Origin of the sequence: Arthrobacter sp. HMSC08H08 (assembly GCF_001807575.1) — a bacterium.
GTDB classification, from domain to species: domain Bacteria; phylum Actinomycetota; class Actinomycetes; order Actinomycetales; family Micrococcaceae; genus Pseudoglutamicibacter; species Pseudoglutamicibacter albus.
Genome location: NZ_KV789409.1, coordinates 141,950 through 166,650 on the forward strand (window position 1 = coordinate 141,950; position 24,701 = coordinate 166,650).

Sequence of the window (24,701 nt, forward strand, 5' to 3'; positions counted from 1 at the left end):
TGAGCAACGTTGTGGCCGGCTAGCCTTTGGTGGTTAGCCGGCCACAACGTTGCTCCAAACCTAGAACAGCGGCGGCTCGATGTCGTTGATGGGTGTGATCAGTTCCGGGTCGTTGTTCCGCACGTTGCCTACCGCGGGGTCCACTTCGTGCATCTCCCATTCCCCGAGCGAATCGTAGGCGTGAGCTACGGCTTCGGCGACGAGCGTTGTGGCGTCCTCGTTCTGCGGATCGAGCCATGCACTCAGCGCCGCTTCGTCCCCGAGCGGAACGGGTAAACGGTCATGGAGCCGCCCGAGCTCACCCGCCATCCCGGCTGAGTCCGGTGACGGCGATGCGCACGTCAGCATCGTGCACGAAAGCACCCACGGATTCTCCTCAGCGGCGCCCGTCGTTGCACCAGCTGGATCTTGCTGCGGGTTTGGGTCCTTCCACCATTCATACAAGCCCGCGAAGACGATCGGCGCGCCATCTTTCCGGTGCACGAAGAACGGCCGCTTACGGCCGCCCGGTTTCTCTGGCGCAAGCCACTCGTAATACCCATCCACGGGAATCGCGCAACGGCGAGCCTTTACGGCGGACCTGAATGTTGGCTTCGACGCCACGGTTTCGGAACGGGCATTGAAGGCCCGGGAGGAAAACGAGAGGTCTTTAGCCCAAATCGGAACCAAGCCCCAGCGCGCCACGTGCAGTTCACGCCTATATCCCGCTGGCGGCTGTCCCCCTGGGAGATCTCCCGCGGGCTCGACGAGCCGTTCCAGCACAATCGGAACGTCCTTGGTGGGCGCAACGTTGTAGTCGGGCCGCAGTTCAAGCTGCTCACCCGTGGCTTCCGCGCCATCCGCATCGGGCGCTTCGATACCGAGCGCATCCATCAAGTCTCCGGCGGCCCGGGCGATCACATAACGTCCACACATGCATCCATCGTGGCACATGCAAGCTGAACCAGGCATCCGATGTGGGGCTCATCTATGTGTGCGGGCTAGCTGAACGCGTAGCCGTGCTCGCCCCACACCTCGAGCAACACATCAATAAAACGCTCATGCGTGACGTGCGTGGCGACGAGATCTTGCGCGGAGCCGATGGTGCGTGGGTCCAGTTCCAGATCCATCGCCTTGTAAACGGACTCGGTTACGGCGGCGATCGGCTCAGTGTCTTCCAGGACGACAGCCGATGAGAACAGCCACGCGCCCTGCACGACACGTTGCGCTGTACCGACGAGCTTTACTTTGCGGCCCTTTTCGAAGCGACTTTCTCCGGTCGCGATCCCATGGACGGAGTATTCGCCCGGGCAGTATTCTCCGGGCAGCTCCCCTACTGCCGCGGGGACGCCGAGGCGTGTGAATACTTCGACGAAGAGCTTCGCGAAGTGTTCGAAGCGGTGCTGGTGCGTGAGCATCGCGTCTTTCTCGGGCTGGATGTGGTCGATGACCCAGCTTCCTGGGTGGTAGGCCATCGCCCGTCCGCCGGCTTTGCGGATGAGTGGCGCGAATCCGGCGTCGCGGCTCGCTTGAGCCGCGGCCTCGTAGCCGGGCGCGCGTGTGTCGCGTTGGCCGAAGGCCACGGTCGGTGCGGGGCGATAGATGCGCAAGAGCGGGTCGCGTTTGCCTTGCGCTACTTCCCGTAGCAGTTCGATGCCGCGGTCCAGGTCCGCCGCAGGGTCACCGGATGGGCTTTCACGCAGAAGGGTTCCGGTGTGTGGCGGGTGTTCGGGGATCGCTGTGTTCACGGGGCCTTAGTTTAGCCCGACTGGCGCTCCTGTGGACCTTGTGCGGCTCTTTCACACTCCGCTGTGTCCGGTAGTTATCGTGCCCGGCAGTTATGGGGCTCGGCGATTAATTAAAGGGCTCGGCCCTGTCCTGCCCGCATTGGCTGTGGGGCGAACAGGGCCGAGGCCCAACGTGATGGAAGCTTGATTAAAAATCCCAGTCTTCGTCTTCGGTGTTGACAGCAGTACCGATCACGTAGGAGGAACCGGAGCCGGAGAAAAAGTCGTGATTTTCATCCGCGTTCGGCGAGAGCGCGGAGAGGATAGCCGGGTTCACGTTAGTGACGGAGCTTGGGAACATCGCTTCGTAGCCGAGGTTCATGAGCGCCTTGTTGGCGTTGTAGTTCAGGAACTTCTTGACGTCCTCAGCGAGGCCAACTTCGTCATAGATTTCGTGGGTGTAAGCGACTTCGTTCTCGTAGAGCTCGAAGAGCAGCTCGTAGACCCAGTCCTTGAGTTCGTCGCGGCGTTCCTGGGTCTCGTTTTCGAGGTTCTTCTGATACTTGTAGCCGATGTAGTAGCCGTGGACTGCCTCGTCACGGATGATGAGGCGAATCATGTCGGCGGTGTTCGTGAGCTTCGCGTGCACCGACCAGTACAGCGGCAAATAGAAACCCGAATAGAACATGAAGGATTCAAGCAGGGTTGAAGCCACCATGCGCTTGAGCGGATCTTCGCCGTCATAATATGACTGAATGATCTGCGCCTTCTTCTGCAGGTAAGGGTTCTCGTGTGCCCACCGGAACGCATCATCGATCTGACGGGTCGAAGCCAGGGTCGAGAAGATCTGCGAATAAGACTTCGCGTGCACCGATTCCATGAACGCGATGTTCGTGTACACCGCTTCCTCATGTGGGGTGAGAGCGTGCGGGATGAGGGATACCGCACCGACCGTGCCCTGCAGCGTGTCAAGCAACGTCAACCCGACGAAGACCCGCATCGTCATGAGCTGTTCAGCTTCGGTCAGCGTCGCCCAAGACTGTACGTCATTAGATACCGGGACCTTCTCTGGGAGCCAGAAGTTGTTGGTCAGACGGTTCCAGACTTCAACGTCTTTATCGTCTTCGATGCGGTTCCAGTTGATGGCGGTAACGAGCGGGTTGCCTGCGTCGGTGGTCATGTCACCTCTCCCTTTCAGAGGATCTCATGGGTGGGGAATTCTTGAGTGGCGTGAATATGGTGGGGCACCCAACTGTTACTTGGATGCCCCACCACTGTCAGTACTGCCGTGTTGCCCGGAGTACTGCCGTGTTTAGAGCATGCAGGATACGCAACCCTCTACTTCAGTTCCTTCCAGCGCCATCTGACGCAAGCGGATGTAGTAGATGGTCTTGATGCCTTGAGTCCACGCGTAGATCTGTGCACGGTTTACATCGCGTGTCGTTGCGGTGTCACGGAAGAACAGTGTCAGCGAAAGTCCCTGGTCCACGTGCTGGGTAGCAGCGGCGTAGGTGTCGATGACCTTCTTGTATCCGATCTCGTACGCGTCTTCGTAGTATTCACGGTTGTCGTTGGTGAGGTACGGTGCCGGGTAGTAGACGCGGCCGATCTTGCCTTCTTTACGGATCTCGATCTGCGATGCGACCGGGTGGATCGAGCTGGTCGAGTTGTTGATGTAGGAGATCGAACCGGTCGGTGGGACTGCCTGCAGGTTCTGATTGAAGATGCCGTGCTCCATGACGGAAGCCTTAAGCTCTTCCCAGTCCTGCTGGGTCGGGATATGCACCTGAGCGTCTTCGAAAAGCTGGGCGACCTTAGGGGTCTCCGGAACCCATGCCTTCTCGGTGTACTTATCGAAGAATTCACCGCTTGCGTACTTCGAATCTTCGAAGCCGTCGAAAGCTTCCTGCTTCTCGATCGCGAGCTGATTCGACACGCGCAGAGCGTGGTACAGCACCGTGTAGAAGTAGATGTTAGTGAAATCCAACCCTTCTTCCGAACCGTAGAAGATGCGTTCGCGGGCTAGGTATCCGTGCAGGTTCATCTGGCCAAGGCCAATCGCGTGAGTCTTGGCGTTGCCCTTGGCGATCGATGGAACCGACTGGATATCGCTCATCTCAGACACCGCGGATAGAGCCCGGATCGCAACCTCAACGGACTTACCGAAGTCCGGGGAGTCCATCGTCTTAGCGATATTCATCGAGCCGAGGTTGCACGAGATGTCCTTACCGACGTGCGCGTAGCTCAAGTCAGCGTTATAGGTCGAGGCTTCAGAGACCTGGAGGATCTCCGAGCACAGGTTAGACATCGTGATCTTGCCCTTGATCGGGTTAGCCTTGTTCACCGTGTCTTCATACACGATGTATGGGTAACCCGATTCGAACTGCAGCTCAGCCAGCGTCTGGAAGAACTCACGCGCATTGATCTTGTATTTGCGGATCCGCTTGTCATCAACCATCTCGTAGTACTTCTCAGAGACGCTGATTTCAGAGAACGGCTCACCGTAGACGCGCTCGACGTCGTACGGCGAGAACAAGTACATGTCTTCGTTGCGCTTAGCGAGGTGGAACGTGATATCCGGGATCACAACACCCAGAGACAAGGTCTTGATACGGATCTTCTCGTCAGCGTTTTCACGCTTGGTATCAAGGAAGCGATAAATATCTGGGTGATGTGCGTGCAGATAGACCGCGCCGGCGCCCTGACGCGCACCGAGCTGGTTGGCATAGGAGAAGGAGTCCTCGAGTAGCTTCATGACTGGGATGACGCCCGAAGACTGGTTTTCGATCTTCTTGATCGGTGCACCGTGCTCACGCAGGTTGGTGAGGTTGAGTGCTACACCGCCGCCACGCTTGGACAGCTGCAGCGACGAGTTCACGCCACGGGCGATGGATTCCATGTTGTCTTCAACACGGAGCAAGAAGCAGGAGACCAATTCACCGCGCTGAGCCTTACCAGCGTTGAGGAACGTTGGCGTTGCCGGCTGGAAGCGACCCTCAATGATTTCATCCACCAGGGACGTCGCGAGTTTCTCATCGCCGCGGGCAAGGTGGAGAGCCACCATGCACACGCGGTCCTCAAAGCGTTCAAGGTAGCGGGCCCCGTCGAAGGTCTTCAGCGCATAGGAGGTATAGAACTTATATGCACCCAGGAACGTTTCGAACCGGAACTTCTTGGAGTACGCGAAGTCGTAGAGCTCCTTGATGAACTCGCGCGAGTACTGCTCGAGGGTCTCAGGCTCGTAGTACTTCTTCTCCACGAGGTAGTTGAGCTTCTCATCGAGATCGTGGAAGAAGACGGTGTTGTTGTTGACGTGGTCCAAGAAGTACTGACGGGCAGCGTAGCGGTCAGCGTCGAACTGAATCTTCCCGTCAGCGCCATACAGGTTCAGCATCGCGTTGAGCTCGTGATAGCTCAACCCTTGGTACTGTTCAGGGATTTCCTTGAAGCTGGTTTTCACTGAGGATTCAGCGAGAGGTGTGTCCAAAACTCGTCCAGTCCTTCGTTAACGCGGGCCACGTCTTCTTCCGTGCCCATGATTTCGAATGTGTATAGCAGTGGTACGTCCAACTTCGCAGCGATCTTGTGCGCTGCGATGTTGTATTGCGCACCGAAGTTGGAGTTCCCAGCTCCCATGACTCCACGCAGATACTTCCGGTTCTGAGGTTCCCTCAGAAAGTTCAGAATCTGCGGCAAGATCGACCGCTCCCCCTTGGTACCGCCGTATGTTGGCACGAGCAACACGTAGTCAGTCTCTGCAACAAGATCCGGCTCTGAGCGGTGCATAGGGATGCGAGCTGCTCGACGGTTGAGCTTCGTGACGAAGCGGTGCGTGTTACCTGAAGCGGATGAATAGTAGATCAACCGTTCACGGGTTTTTTCTATTTCCTTTTCCGGCGCAGACTCTGCCTGCTCTGGGACCAATGTTGTTGCCATGCTCCCTCTCCCCGACCAAGGCGTCGTGATAACGGCTGATGAGACTACATCTGCCCCTAACGGCTCTCCCTCACCGTGTGGTCAGCCATCAGCCACAGACCGGAGGGGATATATGAATCGCTAGGCCGCCGTTAGGCTACGGAAGCCTTGAGCGAGTTCTCCAGTTCGCTGATCTTGTCTGGGCGGAAGCCTGCCCAGGAATCGGTTTCCGTCACAACGACTGGCGCCTGCATGAAGCCCATGGAGCGTACACGCTCAAGAGCGTCAGCGTCCTGCGACATATCGACAACGTCGTATTCGATGCCCTTCTTATCGAGCGCGCGGTAGGTCGCGTTGCACTGAACGCATGCTGGCTTGGTGTAGACGGTTACTGCCATGATTTTCTTTCCTTCCTGAGCCACTTCTGTTCAGAAGCGTCCCAGCTTTGAGCTTCCTCGAAACTTTCGATTTCCTTAGAAACTACTGTGCACTTCCAGCGGTTATGGGTTCCATACTACCCCCCACCACTACATATTGTGTACAGCAGGAACCTAGACCACCATATCCTGTCTTACATCGATGTGATTTCACAGGCGCTCGTCCACAGCTTCTGTGGAGATGTTCACGGCTGGAAGTGCGAGATTCCGCGGCTCACACCCAGTTGTCCACAGCGTGTGCGGTTCATAGTCCCCAGCCATGTGCACAGAAAAAGAGGGAAAAATTAATTTTTACTCACCGTGTTTTGGGCGTGTTGCGCTCCCCTGCAATGACACCTTCAGTGTGGCCTGTTCCCCTGACAGATTGAACGAAAAGGGCCAGACATCGACTATTCGACGTCTCGCCCTTCTAGCCCTCTCCAACAGGCACGGCCACCGCTAGACGGGGCATGCGGTCCCCGTACCGCGGTCCTCGTACTAAAGACCCGCCAAAGTCCTAAAGACCCGCCGCACGGTTTCCTGCGCCTGCAGTTGCTGCGTCTAGAGTTCCTGAGGTTGCCGCTCAGCTAGCTCAATCGCTGGCGCGTCCGCCCAGACGCGGTCCAAACCATAGAAATCCCGGTCTTCTTCGTGCTGAACATGAATCACGATGTCACCATAATCCAGCAAAACCCAGCGCCCGCTGCCGCGACCTTCACGCCGCAACGGCTGGTCCTCATGATTGATCCGCAGCTCATCTTCAACGGCTTCAGCGATAGCTTCCACCTGCCGTTCCGAAGATCCACTAACAATCAAAAACGCATCAGCTAACCCGAGGCGTTCCCCCACATAGATCGCGGAGATCTCTTCCCCGCCCTTGACGCTGGCTGCACGTGCGGCAGCGTTGAGGCGATCTGTGACAATGCTCGGAACGTTCACGGTCCTCCAAGAAACGATGGGTTATACGATCTGCCGACTACTTGGACAACAATGTAAAGAGGGCAGCGGAGACTGCGATGACTGCAGAGCCACCCACCACGCCCATAGCGAGGATGCGTGGACGACCTCCGCCTTCCTGATAGGTCAAAGGATCTAGACCGTGTGCGGCAATAGCGGAGACCGGCTCACCATCCACGTGGTGTTGGTTATCCTCCACACGCCCCATCCCGGGAGCAGATATCGGCTCTGGTTGTTGCCTGAAGGCGTCGCTACCGGCGCCGTAGAATTCTTCTTCTTCATCCGCCAGGGACGGCTGAGGCACAACGAAACGCACGTTGCGCGTCACTGGGCTGATCACGCCCGTAGTCTCAAGCTTGCGTTGGGCATCCCACTGTTCTTCAGGGGCAATGCCGAGGACATCGTTGAAACTAGGTGAAGCCTCAATGCGTGCGTCCTCCAACGCCGCGCGTAGCTTCTCAACACGCTCGGACTCATACTCTTCGAGGGCCACTTCGTCATCGAATTGCCCACGCAAACCGGAAGAGACAGGCGTCGAAAGTGCACGGCGTGTGCGTTGCCCCCGCGAATCCTGCGGTTGGCCGCCAGGCGCTTGTGCCTCGCCACCAATCCCCTGGTTGTTCTCGTCGCGTTGTGGACGGCGTGCATCACGGCGGCTTGGATACCTGGGCTGCTCCCCTGTCGAGGCTTCCGGCTCAACCTTGTAGGCCGCCTCGCCCCGGTAAGGTTCCGCGCGATACGCATCAGCCCTGTACGGCTCGGCCCTGCGCGGTTCACTTCGGCGCGGCTCAGTTCGACGCTGTTCAGTTCGGTGCTGTTCAGTGAGGCGCTGCTTGGTGCGGCGCGGTTCAGCACGGTACGAATCTGCAGGGTACGGCTCTGCGCGGTAGCTTTGAGCTGGTGTCGAGCCCGTACGAGATTCGTAGCGATCACGCAACGGTTCGCGGGCGGAATCCCCTGCAGACTGACGGGACTGCGGCTGCGACTGACGCCGCGAATACTGTTGCGAGCGCCCTTGGGATTGCGGCTCGGACTGCCGCCACGGCGGCGTTGAATTCTCCTGCCTCGACTCAAGTTGATCATTGTCCCGCGACGCGGGTAGATCGTGGTGCCGCGACCCGGGTTGATCGTTATTGCGTTCCTGCCAGCTACGTTGCTGTGGCTGAGGCCGGTGCTGCGAATACGGCTGCGCGGATGTCGTTTGCCAGCTGGATTCCGAGCTCCGCGTTTGTGACTGCGGCCGCGAATACGGCTGCGACTGTGAATATTGCTGCGACTGCGGCCGAACCTGTGGCTGGCGCGAGGTCTGCGGCTGATGCGAAGCCTGCGTGCGCCCTTGCTGTTGGCGCTGCCCCTGCGATTGCCGTGGGTTCTGCTGCTGCCGCGGCGTCTGTGGCTGGCGTGGCGTCTGTGTTTGGCGCGGCGCCGGCTGTTGACGCGGGGTCTGCGGTCGCGCTGTTGGTGCTTGTTGCGCACCAGTCGAGCGGGCTTCAGCCTCCTCTACGTCAGATAGGCGCATGAACAGAGTCTCAGTGGACGAATCCCTCTGGGCTTCTGCTCGACGCTGCGAAGCTGCGCGCTCTCTTTCGCGGAGTTCACGGCGCGTCAAGGGACGCGATGTCGGATTCTGGTCTTCAGCCATGGTCTTTCGCCTCCCTTAGTGATATCGATCGATCGACGTAAAGTTCATATTTATTGATGTACTGTACGACTCCGTCTGGAACTAAATACCAGACCGGTTCGCCGCGAGCTACGCGTTCTCGACAGTCAGTCGATGAAATGGCCATCGCAGGAACTTCGAGGAGTTCAAGTCTTTCAAGCCCGTTGTCCTGAAGTATGTGCCCAGGGCGTGTCACACCAATAAATGAGGCGAGGGATTGCAACTCGTCGATATCTTTCCACGTCATGATTTTCGCGAGTGCGTCCGCCCCAGTGATGAAGAACAGTTCGGCGTCTGGGCGTTGTGCATGCAGATCACGCAACGTGTCAATCGTGTATGTGTACCCGGGGCGGTCGATGTCCACTCGGGATACGGTGAACCGCGGGTTCGAAGCGGTTGCAACAACGGTCATCAAGTACCGATGCTCGGAATCGGTAACGTGATCCTTCGGGTCCTGAAGCTTCTGCCATGGTCTTCCCGTAGGAACGAAAACTACCTCGTCGAGCTCAAATTTCGCCGCAACTTCACTCGCGGCAACGAGGTGGCCGTGATGGATCGGATCGAATGTCCCACCCATCACGCCGATTCGTTGACGTTGTGTTTGCGGCTGTGGCACGGCTTAGCGGCCCGCTCCGAGGGAACCAACCTGACGGTTCGGATCGATCAGCTCGATGTCCTCTTTACCCATAGTGTGGTTGTTGGAGAACGATGCGGTGATCAGCAGGAGGATCAGGAAGGTCAGCATGATGCTGCCGCCGATGATCAGCGGCATGACCAAGCTGTGCTCTGAAGTTTCTGCAGCGTTCTCAGCTAGCAACATGAGGTTATTCGCCAGGGTCAGCACGTAGACGCTCCTTGGGCTCGTAAAGGGTGTTTAGCGGTTCCTCGCCGGTTCCGCTCGCGTGATGATTTTGTTAACACGGAAGTGTTCACAGCCAGTCTATCCGGTAGCGCGCAGAGTTCAGGCATTGCTTCCTAAATTATTGTTATCGAGCAACCCTATCCTGAGTCGCTAGCCTTCTAGTTACGTATGTTGTAGTCGCCTTCGATGATCCATTTCCACGAGGTCAAAGCGGCGGCTCCCATCGGGCCGCGGGCGTGCATCTTCTGTGTGGAGATGCCCACTTCCGCGCCCAGCCCGAACTCTCCGCCATCGGTGAAGCGTGTGGACGCGTTCACGACCACGACTGCCGAATTCACCTTCTCCAGGAATGCCTGTTGGCTTGAAACGGATTCAGTGATGATCGCGTCGGTGTGTCCGGTGCTGTAGCGTTCGATGTGCTCGAGGGCTTCATCAAGCGAATCCACGATTTTCACCGCGATATCAAGGTCGAGGTATTCGTCGGTGAAGTCTTCCTCAGTCACCGGTATGACCTCTTCGGCGACAGCTCGCGCTACCTGCTCATCACCATGCAACGTCACCCCAGCCGCTGAGAGGGCAGAAAGGACTGTCTTGCCAGTCGTATCGAGAGCATCCGTGTGAATCAGCAGGGTCTCAACTGCGTTACATACCGATGGGCGTTGCGTCTTGGCATTGAGCACAATCTCTGTTGCTTGCTCGGCTGGCGCGCTCGCGTCAAGGAAGATGTGCACGTTGCCTTCGCCGGTTTGAATGACCGGGACTTTAGCGTTGTTGACCACAGACTGGATCAGGTTTCGACCGCCCCGGGGAATCAGGATGTCGATCTTGCCGACTGCTTCCATCATCGCGGTCGCCGCTGGCCGTCCGCCGTCATCTACTGACTGAACTGCGGCAACAGGAAGACCTTGCTTCTCAAGGACCTCCTGGATGAGGCGTACGAGCACCTTGTTCGTGTGTGCCGCTGCACTTCCCCCGCGCAGAAGAACAGCGTTACCGGAACGGATCGCGATGCCGGCGATGTCCACTGTCACGTTCGGGCGAGCTTCATAGATCACGCCGACCACGCCCAACGGGACGCGCACCTGACGAAGCCGCATTCCGTTAGGTAGCAAGCGGCCACCGATGACCTCGCCCACGGGGTCTGATTGGTTCGCTAGCTCTTCCAAGGCTTTCATGAGCCCGTCGATGCGGGAGTCATCCAGCTTGGTGCGGTCCAGTAGCGCTTTCGAGGTGCCGTTGTCTTGTCCGGCCTTCATGTCGGCGGCGTTGGCGTCCAGGATCTCAGCGCGGGCCGCGTCGATAGCTGTAGCGATCGCTCGTAGTGCTTCATCTTTAGCAACTCGCGGCAGGCTCGCCATGACGTGTGAGGCCTTACGCGCTTGATCAGCACGTTCGGTCACTAGGGCGGTTGCATCAACATCTGTTGCCATATGTTCTCCTCCGTCCATTCCAGCGGTTCAGTCAGTCTCGGGTTTAGCTTTAGCGAAAACTGAGCCGAACACTGCGAGTTCATCGGCGTGAACTACGGGGCGTTCGAAGCGTTCCCCTAGATTCTCGCGTAACTGTTCGCTTGTCAGCCCCAACATGTCCGGAATTTCATCGGAAGCGAACGATGAGAAGCCGCGGGCAATCACCACATCGTTGCTGTTGGTGATGTCCACGGGGTCGCCTTCGATGAACTCACCGCGAACGTCGATGATGCCTGCCGCCAGGAGTGAATTGGTTCCGCTCGCGATCGCGGTGACGGCGCCATCGTCGAGCACAAGCCGACCCCGACCTTCAGCGAGGTGTTCGAGCCACAACCGTTTGAGTGAGCGGCGCCCGCGTTGGGCCGCGAAGAACGTTCCGACGTCCTCGCCGCTGAGTGCACGCGAGGCGTTGGCGGCCGATGTCACGAGCGTTGGGATACCGGACTGTGCGGCGATCGTCGCTGCCGCTACCTTGGTCTGCATGCCACCGGTACCCACACCCGCGCTACCTGCAGACCCTAGCTCAACTCCGGCCAGATCGCTGGGGTGCCTTACCGAATCGATGGCTTTACCGCCGCGCTCAGGGTGAGCGGTATAAACCGCATCAACGTCAGAGAGCAACACCAACGCGTCAGCTTTAACCAGGTTGGCAACCAAAGCGGCCAGCCGGTCGTTATCACCAAAGCGGATCTCACGGGTCGCCACAGCGTCGTTCTCATTCACGATCGGCACAATTCCTAAGGAAAGTAGCCTGGAGAGGGAGCGAAAAGCGTTCGCGTAGTGTCCCCTGCGGATCAGGTCATCAGCGGTCAAGAGAACCTGGGCCGCGGTCTCACCATAACGGCCGAACTCTTTCGAATACTGTGCAGCCAAAACCACCTGGCCCACCGCAGCGGCGGCCTGCTGAGTTGCAAGGTCCTTAGGGCGCGAACTCAGTCCCATAGGTGCCAACCCAGCAGCAATAGCACCTGAAGAAACTAAAACCACCTGGTTTCCGCGTTGAATAACCTCACCCAGCGCATCCACCAAGTCGATAACAGCCTGGGTATTGAGCCCGCCTTTGATATCGGACAACGAAGATGAACCAATCTTCACAACGATCCGATGAGCGTGTGGAATATCGGCGCACTGTTGAACCTTGGCGTGTTCGATGTTGTCTGAAGACACTCAGTGATCCCTTTCTACAGTCGCGGAAAAATCTTCATGATCGGTCCAGAGACCAGATTTTCGTTCAGCATCCATGGCTTCACGGGTAGCGGCACGGCGGTCCTTACGCGCCTGATACTGGGCTCGGCGCTCAGCTGTGGTGCGCCGCTCGTTGGTATCCAGGCGTGGATCCTCACCGCGGTTACCAAGTAGCTCGGCGCCGGTCGTCATGGTTGGCTCCCAATCGAAGATCACGCCTCCATCACCACCGATGACGACCGCGTCCCCTGGTTCAGCGCCTTCTTCGAACAAGGCTTTCTCAATGCCGAGCTTCTCTAGACGGTCAGCGAGGTAACCGATCGCTTCATCGTTTCGGAAGTCCGTCTGCTCTACCCAACGCTCAGGCTTCTCACCACGGATGCGATACAACGGCTCCCCTGAGCGTTCTTCACGCTTGATGGTGAACTCTTCAACGTTGACCGCCCGAGGCCGCACGACCTGTGGAACGTCAACAACATCGGCGTCATGAACTACCTGAGCGCGAGCCTGCTCAACCAACTCGGCCATCGCAAAGGACAGTTCCTTGAGGCCTTCACGGCTCACGGCCGAAACTTCATAGACCTTATACCCGCGCGCTTCCAGCTCTGGCCGCATCATCTCAGCCATGTCTTTACCGTCTGGGACATCGACCTTGTTCAAAGCGATGATCGCGGGACGGTCAATCAATGGAACCGCACCGGACTCGGTTCCTTCGAAGTCCGCATCAGCTTTATACCGTTCAAGCTCAGCCAAGATGATGTCAAGATCAGAAACAGGGTCACGGTCCGTTTCCAGGGACGCGCAATCAAGCACATGGACCAGCGCGGCACACCGTTCAACGTGCCGCAAAAACTCAAGCCCTAGCCCGCGGCCTTCAGCTGCCCCTTCGATCAGGCCCGGGACATCGGCAATCGTGTACCGCACATCCCCTGCTTGAACCACACCGAGGTTAGGCACCAGGGTTGTGAACGGATAGTCAGCGATCTTCGGTTTCGCAGCTGAAAGCGCACCGATAAGCGAGGACTTACCAGCCGATGGGTAGCCCACCAACGCAATATCTGCTACGGTCTTCAGCTCCAGAACATGCCGGGTTTCTTCGGCTTTCGTCCCCAAAAGAGCGAAACCTGGGGCTTTACGCTTAGTTGAGGCTAAAGCCGCGTTGCCGAGGCCGCCCTGACCGCCTTTAGACAAGATGTACTCTTGCCCCGGCCGCATCAAGTCAGCCTTGATCTCGCCTGATTCGTTCTTGATCACGGTGCCCTCTGGCACCGGAAGAACCAGGTGCTCGCCATGCTTGCCGTGGCGCAGGCTCCCTTTCCCGGGTTCACCGTTCTCAGCCGATTGGTGTGGAGCATGGTGGAAAGACAGCAGTGTGCTCACTTGCGGATCCACGCGCACGATCACGTCGCCTCCGTGACCGCCGTTGCCTCCATCCGGGCCGCCAAGAGGCTTGAACTTTTCACGATGCACGGAAACACAGCCGTGGCCTCCGTTTCCACCGCGCGCAAAGACAGTCACGCGATCAACGAACGTAGCCATGATGACCTCCCTTTGCCCACCTCGTGGGCAGCTGTCTGCACTGACCGGTTCAAGCCGGAAGCTTTACGGCTATAACGGCAATGCGGTTGCCGGCTATACCAATGCTATTGCCGCTTGGAAAAGAAAGCGGGGAAGACCCGTAGGTCTCCCCCGCTTCCGGTGAAAGATATTGATGCGACGAGGATTACTCACCGACAATGCTGACGGTCTTACGACCGCGACGCGTACCGAACTCAACCGAGCCTGCAGCAAGTGCGAACAGCGTGTCGTCCTTGCCGCGGCCAACGTTGGCGCCTGCGTGGTAACGGGTGCCACGCTGGCGAACCAGGATCTCGCCTGCCTTGACGGTCTGGCCGCCAAAGCGCTTGATGCCCAGGTACTGCGGGTTGGAGTCGCGACCGTTACGAGTCGAGCCAACGCCCTTCTTTGATGCCATTTCTGCCTACCTTAGAGCTTGAGGGTTATGGTTTTCCGGGTATCAGGCGATCGAGGTGATCTCGACGCGCGACAATGCAGCGCGGAAACCCTGACGCTTCTTGTAGCCGGTCTTGTTCTTGTACTTCTGGATGACAATCTTCTTGCCACGTAGGTTCTCCAGGACTTTAGCCTGAACCTTGACCTTGGCAAGCTTGTCGGCATCCGACGTCACGTTGTCGCCGTCGACCAGCAGCACCGCGGGGAGCTCGATCGTGTCACCGATCTCATCGCGGACGCGGTCGAGGGTCACGATGTCGCCAACAGCGACCTTCTCCTGGCGCCCACCAGCGCGAACAATCGCGTAGACCACTTGGTACTCACTTCTCTCGACTTTGGACAATGCAAAGTGGATCCCTGCTGCAATACAGCTCATCCACATGAACGTTCGAAACGTGCACTACCCGACCAGAACAACCCTTGAGCCTCTAACACGATCCTTGAATCACAAACGGATCTCGACTCGAGGTCACTATAAAGACCTGACCCGGGCACACGCACCGACAGTCCATCTTACGTTTAGACGGCGTTACAAGCAAATAGGCGCTTGCGTGCGTGGCGCAATTGCTCTTGTTTGTTTGCTAGCCGCTCTTAGCAAGACGGATGTGTCCCGTGTACTAGCCGCGCTTAATCTGATCCGCGGAAACACCGACACCCAGCATCGTGACTTCTGTCTCCTTTTGCTCTGGCGTGTTGTTCGCGGTATCACTCGAGCTCACACGGGCGCCGGAGTTCACACGCGCTTCGACAGCCGAGGTAGTGCTAGAGCCTTGAGCCGAACCGGCAGCACGTCGACGACGCCGGCCGCCAGCGCGCGCTTGCGTCGAGTCTGTATCGCTACCCGAAGCCTTCTGGGCAAGCTGAGTAGTCGCTGCCGCTTTCTGCTCGGCAGCTTCAGAGCGTTGCGCCGATTTCGACGCCGGCTTAGCTTCAGCTTCCGATTTCTCGTTGCTGCACCCGTTGTTTTCGCTGCGCCCGTTGTGCTCGGCGTGCTCGCTATCTTCGGTGCGCTCGTGTTGCTCGCTACGCTGGCGTCCGCGTCCTCCACGGCCACGGCGTCCGCGGCGGCGACGGCGGCTGCGCCCCTCGCTCGAGGCCTCTGAAGCACGTTTCCCGTCTCGATCGTTCGCATCGGGATTGTGTTTCTGCTCCGCGTGGTCTGTTTCAGTCACCGACTGGGTTGCTTCAGCACCGTCGGATTCCTTGAGCGCCGCCTCGCCTCCAGCGTCGTCACCGTGTTGGGAAGCCGCCGCAATTTTGGTCAAAGCTTCGCGCGTGGCGGCAGCACGTTTCTCGCGTTCACGCTCCTGCTCAGCAGACTCTTCGCTGTTGCCCGAATTTTCGTGCCTTTTATCTTCGTGCTGTTGACGCTGGGCTTCACGCTCTGCTTGGCGGGCCTTGCGGCGTTCCGAACGTGTTGGGCGGTCATTCGGGCGGTGCACGTGCTGTTGGCGTCCGCCACCGATGAGTGGCTCGTCGTGAATCAGGATGCCGCGGCCCGAGCAGGCCTCACACGAGGTCGAGAACACTTCAACCAGGCCGGTTCCGACGCGCTTGCGCGTCATCTGAACCAAGCCGAGGCTCGTAACCTCGGAGACTTGGTGTTTGGTGCGGTCCCGGGCGAGGCATTCGACAAGGCGACGCAACACGAGGTCGCGGTTAGCCTCTAGGACCATGTCGATGAAGTCGATCACGATGATGCCGCCGATGTCGCGCAAGCGAAGCTGACGGACTACCTCTTCGGCGGCTTCAAGGTTGTTCTTGGTGACGGTCTCTTCAAGGTTGCCGCCGGTTCCCGTGAACTTGCCGGTGTTGACGTCGATGACCGTCATGGCTTCGGTGCGGTCGATCACCAAGGAGCCACCCGATGGCAAGTTGACCTTCCGGTCCAGTGCTTTAGCTAGGGTCTCGTTGATGCGTTTGGCGTCGAAGACGTCTTCTTCGCCTTGCCACTTGGAAAGACGATCCAGCAGGTCAGGAGCAACGTAGGTGACGTATGCCTCGATCGTGTCCCACACGTGTTCGCCTTGAACCACGAGCTCAGAGAAGTCCTCGTTGAACACGTCGCGAACGGTCTTAATGGTCAGATCAGGTTCTGCATACAGCAGTTCTGGTGCGCGGGTCTTCGTCGAGTTGGCGGCCTTTTCGATCGCTTCCCATTGAACGCGCAGCCGGTTGATGTCGTTCATGAGTTCTTGCTCGGAGGCGCCTTCGGCAGCCGTGCGAACGATGACGCCGGCCTCGTCCGGGGTGTGCTCGCGCAGGATCTTCTTCAGACGCGTGCGCTCGACTTCAGGGAGTTTGCGTGAAATCCCGGTCATCGATCCGCCCGGAACATAAACCAGGTAGCGGCCAGGCAGGGAAATCTGGCTCGTCAGGCGTGCACCCTTGTGCCCTACCGGATCCTTAGTGACCTGAACCAGGACGGAGTCGCCGGATTTGAGTGCGTTCTCGATTCGCTTTGCCTGGCCATCCAGCTGGGCAGCATCCCAATTGACTTCGCCTGCATAAAGCACAGCGTTGCGTCCGCGACCAATATCGACGAAGGCCGCTTCCATGGAAGGCAACACGTTTTGCACACGTCCCAGGTAGACGTTGCCAATCAGAGAGTCTTGGGTTGTGTGGGAGACGAAGTGCTCAACCAGGATGTCGTCTTCGAGCACACCGATCTGGATCCGGTCCTCGTCTTCACGCACGACCATCTTGCGGTCCATAGATTCACGGCGTGCGAGGAACTCGGCTTCTGAGATGCCGTGACGGCGACGGCCCATATCGCGTGATTCGCGGCGGCGTTGACGCTTTGCTTCCAGCCGGGTTGAGCCGCGCACGGCCGTGACCTTGTCGGGTGCTTTATCCACGGAGGAACGTGGAGCCCTCACGCGAGTGACTGTGCCTGGCGGGTCGTCGTGGCTTCCGCCTTCGATCTCCATGTCCTCAGTTCCCCTGCGGCGGCGACGGCGACGACGCGAGGTCGTTGTCTGCTCCGGCTCATGATTGTCATGGTTGCGGGAACCTTTGGGCACGGATTCGTTCTCTGCGTTCACAAGGTCATCTGTGCTCAGCAGGTCACCGAGCGGCACGTCTGGAATAGCGAACGGATCGTACGTGACGTTAGCTGCCTGTTCAGCCGTCGCGGTGTTTTCTGCCGATGTCGCGTTCTCAGCAGAGGCTGTATGTTCAGCAGATTCTTGTGTCTCTGCTTCTTTATTCTTCGCCATAGGTGGCTACTCCCAGCGGGCCTCCTGCCACAGCCAGGGGCCTCGTACTCGTCATCAGATCTAAGCCGTAGAGTGCGTGTACGCAACGGCTTGATCCGGAAGTCATTGTCCGGCTCGGCCTCTCACACCGAAGCACCCACCGTTTCGGTGTTCCCTCGCGCCCATTCGGGCTTCAATAGCGCACGGTCTCATCCGCTTCGATCATCCTTGAGGATGATTCCAGCCGCGTCATGGTGCGGCGGTGAGGGCGATCTCGCGCCCCGGTAACTCATGAGATGCTCATGCGATATTCATGCGGGTTTCCTGGCAGCGAGGCTACGGCGCGCGTGCAGCAGCAAGCACATAGCCGCGTTCAGAACGCCCGCTTAAGATCGAAGGATCTGACTGCGGTGTCCCTCCGCCCAGGGAAACCCACCAAAACACGTATTATCGAAAAGGAAACACACAATCGGTGAGTAGAGCGCCCCGGCCTGTGGATCCGGAAGGCTCTGACACTGATTGTCTCACATCACCATAGATTGTTCTCGCTACCACTAGATGCTGATAAGGAATTCGCTTCAATGAACTCGTTAGCTTCAACAGATCGTCAGGGTTCCGGTGAGAATCTGGCGGCTGATCGTTCCGGGCGTGTCCACGAGCTTCCGTGGTGGGCAAGCACCCGCGGGTTCGGGTGGGTTGTGCTCGTGTGCGGTGTTGGTTCGCTTTATGGTGCTGTGGAGCTCACGCTTGAGCGGATCCAGCTCTACATCAACCCGAATCACATTGCTGCCTGCGATGTGGGTGGCGCGTTCTCGTGTAGCACGGTCATGAAGTCCGCGCAGGCATCCGTTTTCGGTCCGCCGAATCCTTTTATTGGACTGGTCGGATTCACTGTCTTGATCGTGGTCGGCGTTGTGCTGGCCACAGGTACGCGTTTGCCGCGCTGGTTCATGAACGCCCACTTGCTGGGGACTGCCGCAGCTACCGGTTTTTTGGTGTGGCTCTACACCCAGGCGGTCTACGAGATCGGTTCGCTGTGCCTCTACTGCATGGTGTGCTGGTTCTTCATGGGTCTTCTGTTGCCGGTGCATGTGGCGAGGAATATCCTCACCAATGATCTTCCTGCACCGAAGGTGTTGCGCGGGTGGGCCCAACACGGCGCCTGGCTGACCTCGTTCATTGTCCTGGTTGCCTGTGCTGGGTCCATCATGGTGGTCTTCTCGAAGCAGCTCTTCGGCTAGCCCGCGCACAGACACCTCAGTGCCTAACCGCACAGACTTGAATACATAACCGTCGTCTCAGTACATAACCGTGTAGGCCTCCATATATGACGATGGCGTGGTCACCTTTATTAGGTGACCACGCCATCGCTATGTCAAGGCGTTCCTGGAAACCGGTGGCGGCTTAGGCGTCAGCGAACCACAGACCCAGCTCGCGTTCTGCAGAGGCGGTCGAATCGGAACCGTGTACGAGGTTCTTCTGGACTCGTTCGCCCCAGTCGCGGCCGAGGTCGCCGCGGATCGTGCCTGGAGCTGCCTCGGTAGGGTCGGTCGCGCCAGCAAGCGAACGGAAGCCTTCGATGACGCGGTTGCCTTCAACCTGCATCGCGAAAACCGGGCCCGAAGACATGAACTCGAGCAGCGGCTCATAAAACGGCTTACCCTCGTGCTCTTCGTAGTGCTTTGTGAGCAACTCACGGGACGGGGTCTCGAGCTTGGCCTTAGTGATGACGTAGCCCTTAGCTTCGATGCGAGCCATAATCTGGCCCGTCAAGCCACGTTCAACGCCGTCTGGCTTAACCAATACAAGAGTGGATTCCATGAAAATGAGTCCTTAGAACTTTCGGAGATGTTTGAGGAACTTCTGCTCTTCAGCGTATATGAGGCTACCTGGCAGACCTAAGCGTCACCTTCGAGACCGAGCGCCCTCTTGGTAGCTAGGCCTCTCCGTGCTGAGCTTCCCATTCGGCTTGCTCCCGGGCCCGCTGGACGTTCTCCCGGTCCATCTGTTTGCCTTTGATAATCCCGTAGGCCCAGATACATCCGAAAAGCCCTCCAACAAAGTACATCATCGGCTCCAAGATCCCGAGCGCGATCATCACGACTTGCAAGCTCCACCCCAGTGCGGTGCCCCACGGGTAACGCAAGAAAGCGCATGTGAGGATCATCACCACACCGATCACTACACACGTGAGCAGATACGGCAGTCCGCCGCCTTCCATCAGGCCGTGCTTACCGAAAAGTGCGAGGCCTGCGAAAACCACTACGAGGGCTTCAAGCGTCAAGGTTGAGGAACCAAACATGACAGCGATCGACCGCTGCTGCTTGCGCTGACCCGGCCGCCAAGCAAGCTGCTTCTTCGTATAGCGTTTCTGGGCCACCTATACCTCCTTCGTCGGGTTCAGTAAGGCACGCGCCTGACCAATCAGTGTGATCGAGCCGGTCACTAGAACTCCGCCGCCCATGTCCTCGGCCTCATCTGCCTTCGCGGCAGCCCAATCCAGCGCGTCCGGGACCGACTCCGTGATGAAAATATCCTCTTCATCGAAGCCGGCGTCCACAGCCAGCGCGGCAAGATCCCCAGCCGGGATCGAGCGCGGTGAATCCGACTGCGTGATAGCGACGTCACGCACCAGCTCACCGAGCTCTTCACGCCAACGAATCAGCATCCCTAAGGCATCCTTCTCTTGCAGAATGCCCAAAACCAATACGAGACGAGAGAAACCGAAGGCTTCCTTGAGCGCTTTCGCTGTCACAGTGACACCGGCGGGATTGTGCGCAGCATCCAAAATGAACGTCGGGGACGTGCGCACTGTTTCGAGCCGTCCGGGGCTCTCGGCAGCACCGAAACCTGCACGCACAACCTCGATATTGAGCGGTCTATCTCCCCCGCCGAGGAACGCCTCCACAGCAGCTAAAGCGACCGCGGCGTTCTGCGCTTGATGCTCACCGTGCAAAGCCAACGCGATATCGGTATAACGCTCGGCGAGCCCCTGGATGGTCAGCAGTTGGCCACCTACAGCCAGCTGACGTTCGGTAGTACCGAACTCAACACCTTCGAAACGCCACTGTGCGCCCTTCTCTTTGGCGGCATCGAGCAGAACTTGCGCGGCCTCCGGATCCTGAACGGACGAAACCAGGATCGCGTCCTGCTTGATGATGCCTGCCTTCTCAGAAGCGATGTCGTGGAGGGTATCGCCAAGAAGGTCCGTATGGTCAAGGTCGATCGGCGTGACCACGGCAACCTGACCATCGGCGACGTTGGTGGCGTCCCAGGCCCCGCCCAAACCGACTTCAAGCACAACAACTTCAACTGGTTCATCAGCGAAGACAGCGAAGGCGAGGATCGTGACCGCCTCGAAAAACGTGATCGGGTTCTCCCCTTGCTCACGCAGTTCGGCGTCCACTATCTCAAGGTAGGGCTGGATCTCATCCCATATCCGAACCAGTGTGGTGTCAGCGACCGGATGCCCGTCTATCACGATCCGCTCGGTGACGCTCACCAAGTGCGGGCTTGTGAAACGGCCCGTACGTATGTCATGAGCAAGCAGGAGCGACTCAATCATGCGGGCGGTCGAGGTCTTCCCGTTCGTTCCGGTGATGTGGATGACCGGGGCCGCCTTCTGCGGATCCCCCAGAACATCCATGGCCCGCCGCATCGCGTTCATGCGGGGTTCTATCTTGTTCTCCGGGGCACGCGCAAGCAACTGCGCGTACACCCGAGCCACACCTTCCGGGTCTTTCAGATCCGGTGCGTTGTGTTCAGACACGAAACGTTCAGCCTTCCTGCCCGGCACCATCAGCGGCATCCGCCGCCTCGACCGTAGCGCTCGGCGCATCAACATCCGCGGCTTCAGTTGCGAGCTCGACAGCAAGGGTCTCCCCCGCAACCAGTTCACGATGCGCTTCAACCGCATCGACTACCGCCTGCTCAGCACGGACAACGACCTTGGCGCGTTGGCCCACGCTCAAACCGGAATCACGGCGCGCGGCCTGGATCACACGGATCACGTCGCGAGCAACACCTTCGGCTTCCAGCTCCGGGGTCACGTGAGTGTCCAGAACCACAAAGCCACCCGAAGGCAGAACCGCTGCCGCACGAGCGCCAGCCGAGGCCTCATCGACAACCGTGGTGAGTGTGTACTCACCCTCATGCAGTTCAAGCCCGCCAGCGGTCACCGTGCCGTCCTCGGCAACAGACCAGTCACCTGTCTTCGACGCTTTGATCGCTTGCTGAACCTGCTTACCCAAACGCGGGCCGGCGGCGCGAGCGTTCACCACCAGCGTGCGGGTGATGCCGTAGGCGGCCTCGTCGACCTCAGCGGCATCAGCTAGGCGAACCTCCTTGAGGTTCAGCTCATCAGCGATGATGTCAGCGAACGTACCCTGCAACTGTGCCGCGCCATCGACCACAACATCCATCGCGGCCAGCGGCAAACGAACACGCAACTGGTGAGCCTTACGCAAGCTAGAACCCTGAGAAGTGATCGAACGCGTCAGGTTCATGAGCTCAACCAGCTGCGGATCCTGCGGGAACTTATCCGCATCCGGGTAGTCCGTCAAATGCACCGAACGGCCACCCGTCAGGCCACGCCACATCTCCTCAGTAGCCAGCGGCAACAGCGGAGCAGCAACACGGCACACCGTCTCCAAAACGGTGTACAGAACATCCATCGCCTCCGTGTCTTCCTCGAAGAAACGGTGACGAGAGCGGCGCACATACCAGTTGGTCAGCAAATCGGTGAAGCGACGCAAAGCCTCGGTAGCGCCTGCAACCTCGTAGCGATCCATCGAATCGCGAACATCGCGAACCAAATCGCCGGTAGCAGCGAGCAAGAACCGATCCAACGGATCCTTCGCGTCGTAACGTTCTTGAGCCTCATAGCCCTTGCCACCGAACGAGGAGTTTGCGTACAGGGTGAAGAAATACCACGTGCTCCACAACGGCAGAAGAACCTGGCGGACGCCCTCACGGATGCCTTCCTCGGTGACGATCAAGTTACCGCCACGCAAGATAGGCGAAGACATTAAGAACCAGCGCATCGCGTCAGAACCATCGCGGTCCAGAACCTCGTTGACGTCCGGATAGTTCTGCAGCGACTTCGACATCTTCTGACCATCCGAGCCCAACACGATACCGTGAGAGATCACGTTCGTGAACGCCGGGCGACCGAAGAGCGCGGTCGCAAGGATATGCATCGTGTAGAACCAGCCACGGGTCTGGCCGATGTATTCAACAATGAAGTCCGCCGGGTTGTGGGTATCGAACCACTCTTCGTTGCTGAACGGGTAATGCACTTGAGCGTAGGGCATCGAGCCGGAATCGAACCACACATCCAAAACGTCCTCGACGCGACGCATCACGCCTTGGCAGCCATCGCCACAGCATTCAGCGCCACACTCGACGGTGAGTTCGTCAATGAATGGGCGGTGCAGGTCGACTTCGCCCTCATGGTTGCGTGGCAGACGACCGAAGCGTTCCTCAAGTTCAGCAAGCGAACCGAAAACCTCGATGTGTTCGCACTCGCCGCAGTCGCACTTCCAGACCGGGATCGGGGAACCCCAGAAACGGTTGCGGGAAATCGACCAGTCACGCGCATTTTCAAGCCACTTACCGAACTGGCCATCCTTGACGTTGGAAGGGATCCAGTTGATCTGCTGGTTCAGATCAAGCATGTCCTGCTTGAACTCGGTGACCTTGACGTACCACGACGTGATCGCGCGGTAGATCAGCGGTGTGCGGCAACGCCAGCAGTGTGGATAGGAGTGGTTGTAGGTCGCTTGCCGCATGAGGCGAGCGTTGGCCTTGAGGCTCGCGATGATCGCCGGGTTCGCATCGAAAACCTGGACGCCTGCGATCTCCTCGAGCTCGGTGCCTTTGAAGAACGGCAAGAAACGGCCGCCCTCATCCACCGACAAGATCACAGGAATCCCGTTGGCTTCACACACCCGCTGGTCATCCTCACCATATGCGGGGGCTTGGTGAACAACGCCGGTACCGTCCGTAGTCGTGACATAGTCATCTACCAGGATCCGGTAGGCATTGGATGTATCGAACTTCTCGTTATCAGCCAGAACCTGCCACAGCGGCTCATAATGCAATCCCGCCAGCTGCTCGCCGGAGTATGTGGCGACCACCGCATCGTGCGCTGCATCAGCATCCGCGTAGCCGAGGTCTTTAGCGTGAGCCGCGATCAGATCCTTCGCCAGCAGGTAGCGAGCGCCCGCGGCGACCGTGTTGGTCTTAGGCTGCTCCGGCCCGGCGGGAAGCACTGCGTACTCGATCTGTGGGCCCACTACCAGCGAGAGGTTGGTCGGCAGAGTCCACGGGGTCGTGGTCCAGGCGAGCACGGCGACGCCCGTGAGCTCATCTGCCAGCGGGTTATCGCCTTCAGCGGTGATGGGGAACGTGACCGTGACCGTTGGATCCTGTCGATCCTTGTACACGTCTTCATCCATGCGCAACTCGTGGTTGGACAGCGGGGTCTCGTCACGCCAGCAGTACGGAAGGACGCGGAAACCCTCATACGTGAGGTCCTTCTCGTGGAGCGTCTTGAACGCCCACAAGACCGACTCCATGAAGGACGGGTTCAGCGTCTTATAGTCGTTTTCGAAATCCACCCAACGCGCTTGGCGGGTCACATACGTCTGCCACTCTTCGGTGTATTTGAGCACCGACTCACGGCAGGCCGCGTTGAACTTGTCGATCCCCATCTCGAGGATCTCGTTCTTATCCGTCATGCCGAGCTGCTTCATCGCCTCAAGCTCAGCCGGCAGACCATGGGTGTCCCAACCGAAGCGACGTTCCACGCGGCGGCCACGCTGCGTCTGATACCGGGCCACGAGGTCCTTGACGTAGCCGGTCAACAGGTGGCCGTAGTGAGGCAGGCCGTTTGCGAAAGGAGGGCCGTCGTAGAAGACGAATTCGTTCTCGCCGCCCTCACGCTGATCGATCGAGGCCTGGAACGTTCCGTCCTTGTCCCAGAACTCGAGGATCCGCTCTTCGATTGACGGGAAATGCGGAGACGACGGGGTCTCACCCGACGGGTCGGTTGTGACGCGAGGATAGTGAGATTCACGAGGACTATGCATGGGTGCCTTTCCAGCTCTTAGACCTAGTACGGCCAGGTCATCGTCGTGGGAAAGGGGACGAGCCACACGATGCAACGCATCGGTGATCCGCGGTACCACCCCGATTGCTGGAGTCAAGAAAACGCCAGCCACTCGTGCTCAGCTGTAACGGGCTGTCCCGTCCGGTTCTACTCACCCAACCATGTTGATAGTGGGTTTTCTTCCGGAAGGCTCACCGGTGATTGCCGGGT

General features: G+C 58.6%; 22 protein-coding genes. 2 read left to right on the plus strand and 20 right to left on the minus strand.

The features are described 5' to 3' along the window. Positions 1 to 60: 60 nt before the first annotated feature. From HMPREF3175_RS09430 to HMPREF3175_RS09465, 8 genes are all read right to left on the minus strand, one after another. On the minus strand, positions 61 to 915 hold the full coding sequence (locus HMPREF3175_RS09430) for an SOS response-associated peptidase (protein WP_083289550.1): 855 nt from the start codon (positions 913 to 915) through the stop codon (positions 61 to 63). Positions 916 to 980: 65 nt separating this feature from the next. Further along, complete coding sequence (locus HMPREF3175_RS09435; RefSeq protein WP_256276356.1) at positions 981 to 1,727, minus strand: lipoate--protein ligase family protein; 747 nt, start codon at positions 1,725 to 1,727, stop codon at positions 981 to 983. Positions 1,728 to 1,914: 187 nt separating this feature from the next. Continuing rightward, entirely contained in the window at positions 1,915 to 2,886 is a 972-nt protein-coding gene (gene nrdF, locus HMPREF3175_RS09440; protein ID WP_035755110.1) for a class 1b ribonucleoside-diphosphate reductase subunit beta, read from the minus strand. A gap of 132 nt (positions 2,887 to 3,018) precedes the next feature. Beyond that, a complete protein-coding gene (gene nrdE, locus HMPREF3175_RS09445) occupies positions 3,019 to 5,166 on the minus strand; it encodes a class 1b ribonucleoside-diphosphate reductase subunit alpha (protein WP_070492269.1) in 2,148 nt (715 codons plus the stop codon). After that, the gene (gene nrdI / locus HMPREF3175_RS09450; protein ID WP_035755106.1) at positions 5,163 to 5,642 is read right to left on the minus strand and encodes a class Ib ribonucleoside-diphosphate reductase assembly flavoprotein NrdI; all 480 of its coding nucleotides are present in this window, start codon (positions 5,640 to 5,642) and stop codon (positions 5,163 to 5,165) included. The genes nrdE and nrdI overlap by 4 nt, the downstream gene beginning before the upstream one ends. Before the next feature lie 131 nt (positions 5,643 to 5,773). Next, positions 5,774 to 6,019 carry a glutaredoxin-like protein NrdH gene (gene nrdH / locus HMPREF3175_RS09455; protein WP_035755327.1) on the minus strand — a complete coding sequence of 82 codons (246 nt, stop codon included), beginning with the start codon at positions 6,017 to 6,019 and terminating at the stop codon, positions 5,774 to 5,776. A 579-nt stretch (positions 6,020 to 6,598) separates the two neighbouring features. Beyond that, positions 6,599 to 6,976, minus strand: a complete 378-nt coding sequence (gene rsfS, locus HMPREF3175_RS09460; protein ID WP_035755105.1) for a ribosome silencing factor — start codon at positions 6,974 to 6,976, stop codon at positions 6,599 to 6,601. Between the two features lie 37 nt (positions 6,977 to 7,013). After that, positions 7,014 to 7,931, minus strand: a complete 918-nt coding sequence (locus HMPREF3175_RS09465; RefSeq protein ID WP_070492272.1) for a hypothetical protein — start codon at positions 7,929 to 7,931, stop codon at positions 7,014 to 7,016. Between HMPREF3175_RS09465 and HMPREF3175_RS10215 the strand changes: the two genes are divergently transcribed. Continuing rightward, positions 7,895 to 8,515 (plus strand): hypothetical protein, encoded by a 621-nt coding sequence (locus tag HMPREF3175_RS10215; protein WP_141742525.1) that lies wholly within the window; start codon positions 7,895 to 7,897, stop codon positions 8,513 to 8,515. The two genes, HMPREF3175_RS09465 and HMPREF3175_RS10215, sit on opposite strands and share 37 nt — an antisense overlap. 113 nt (positions 8,516 to 8,628) lie before the next feature. On the opposite strand, the gene nadD is transcribed toward HMPREF3175_RS10215, so the two are convergent. The 8 genes from nadD to HMPREF3175_RS09510 all read right to left on the minus strand — a co-directional run bounded on the left by nadD (position 8,629) and on the right by HMPREF3175_RS09510 (position 17,401). Next, entirely contained in the window at positions 8,629 to 9,270 is a 642-nt protein-coding gene (gene nadD, locus HMPREF3175_RS09475; RefSeq protein WP_256276357.1) for a nicotinate-nucleotide adenylyltransferase, read from the minus strand. Positions 9,271 to 9,273: 3 nt separating this feature from the next. Beyond that, positions 9,274 to 9,498, minus strand: coding sequence for a hypothetical protein (locus tag HMPREF3175_RS09480; protein ID WP_070492278.1), 225 nt, complete (start codon positions 9,496 to 9,498; stop codon positions 9,274 to 9,276). A 176-nt stretch (positions 9,499 to 9,674) separates the two neighbouring features. Continuing rightward, entirely contained in the window at positions 9,675 to 10,946 is a 1,272-nt protein-coding gene (locus tag HMPREF3175_RS09485) for a glutamate-5-semialdehyde dehydrogenase (RefSeq protein WP_256276358.1), read from the minus strand. 27 nt (positions 10,947 to 10,973) lie between these two features. Continuing rightward, positions 10,974 to 12,152 carry a glutamate 5-kinase gene (proB, locus tag HMPREF3175_RS09490; RefSeq protein WP_052048302.1) on the minus strand — a complete coding sequence of 393 codons (1,179 nt, stop codon included), beginning with the start codon at positions 12,150 to 12,152 and terminating at the stop codon, positions 10,974 to 10,976. Then, a complete protein-coding gene (gene obgE / locus HMPREF3175_RS09495; protein WP_070492282.1) occupies positions 12,153 to 13,709 on the minus strand; it encodes a GTPase ObgE in 1,557 nt (518 codons plus the stop codon). Positions 13,710 to 13,893: 184 nt separating this feature from the next. Beyond that, positions 13,894 to 14,145, minus strand: a complete 252-nt coding sequence (gene rpmA / locus HMPREF3175_RS09500) for a 50S ribosomal protein L27 (RefSeq protein ID WP_035755092.1) — start codon at positions 14,143 to 14,145, stop codon at positions 13,894 to 13,896. 42 nt (positions 14,146 to 14,187) lie between these two features. Next, positions 14,188 to 14,496, minus strand: coding sequence for a 50S ribosomal protein L21 (gene rplU / locus HMPREF3175_RS09505; protein ID WP_035755090.1), 309 nt, complete (start codon positions 14,494 to 14,496; stop codon positions 14,188 to 14,190). A gap of 304 nt (positions 14,497 to 14,800) precedes the next feature. After that, a complete protein-coding gene (locus HMPREF3175_RS09510; RefSeq protein ID WP_070492283.1) occupies positions 14,801 to 17,401 on the minus strand; it encodes an Rne/Rng family ribonuclease in 2,601 nt (866 codons plus the stop codon). Positions 17,402 to 17,961: 560 nt separating this feature from the next. On the opposite strand from HMPREF3175_RS09510, the gene HMPREF3175_RS09515 reads away from it, so the two are divergent. Beyond that, positions 17,962 to 18,621, plus strand: coding sequence for a vitamin K epoxide reductase family protein (locus tag HMPREF3175_RS09515; RefSeq protein WP_083289551.1), 660 nt, complete (start codon positions 17,962 to 17,964; stop codon positions 18,619 to 18,621). Between the two features lie 163 nt (positions 18,622 to 18,784). Here the strand turns inward: HMPREF3175_RS09515 and ndk are convergent, their stop codons facing one another. From ndk to ileS, 4 genes are all read right to left on the minus strand, one after another. After that, positions 18,785 to 19,201: a nucleoside-diphosphate kinase gene (gene ndk, locus HMPREF3175_RS09520; protein ID WP_070492285.1), complete on the minus strand. Its 417-nt coding sequence runs from the start codon at positions 19,199 to 19,201 to the stop codon at positions 18,785 to 18,787. Positions 19,202 to 19,316: 115 nt separating this feature from the next. After that, the gene (locus HMPREF3175_RS09525) at positions 19,317 to 19,760 is read right to left on the minus strand and encodes a DUF4233 domain-containing protein (protein ID WP_070492287.1); all 444 of its coding nucleotides are present in this window, start codon (positions 19,758 to 19,760) and stop codon (positions 19,317 to 19,319) included. Continuing rightward, positions 19,761 to 21,125 carry a bifunctional folylpolyglutamate synthase/dihydrofolate synthase gene (locus tag HMPREF3175_RS09530; protein ID WP_070492325.1) on the minus strand — a complete coding sequence of 455 codons (1,365 nt, stop codon included), beginning with the start codon at positions 21,123 to 21,125 and terminating at the stop codon, positions 19,761 to 19,763. A 31-nt stretch (positions 21,126 to 21,156) separates the two neighbouring features. Continuing rightward, on the minus strand, positions 21,157 to 24,471 hold the full coding sequence (gene ileS, locus HMPREF3175_RS09535) for an isoleucine--tRNA ligase (protein ID WP_070492289.1): 3,315 nt from the start codon (positions 24,469 to 24,471) through the stop codon (positions 21,157 to 21,159). Positions 24,472 to 24,701: the final 230 nt, after the last annotated feature.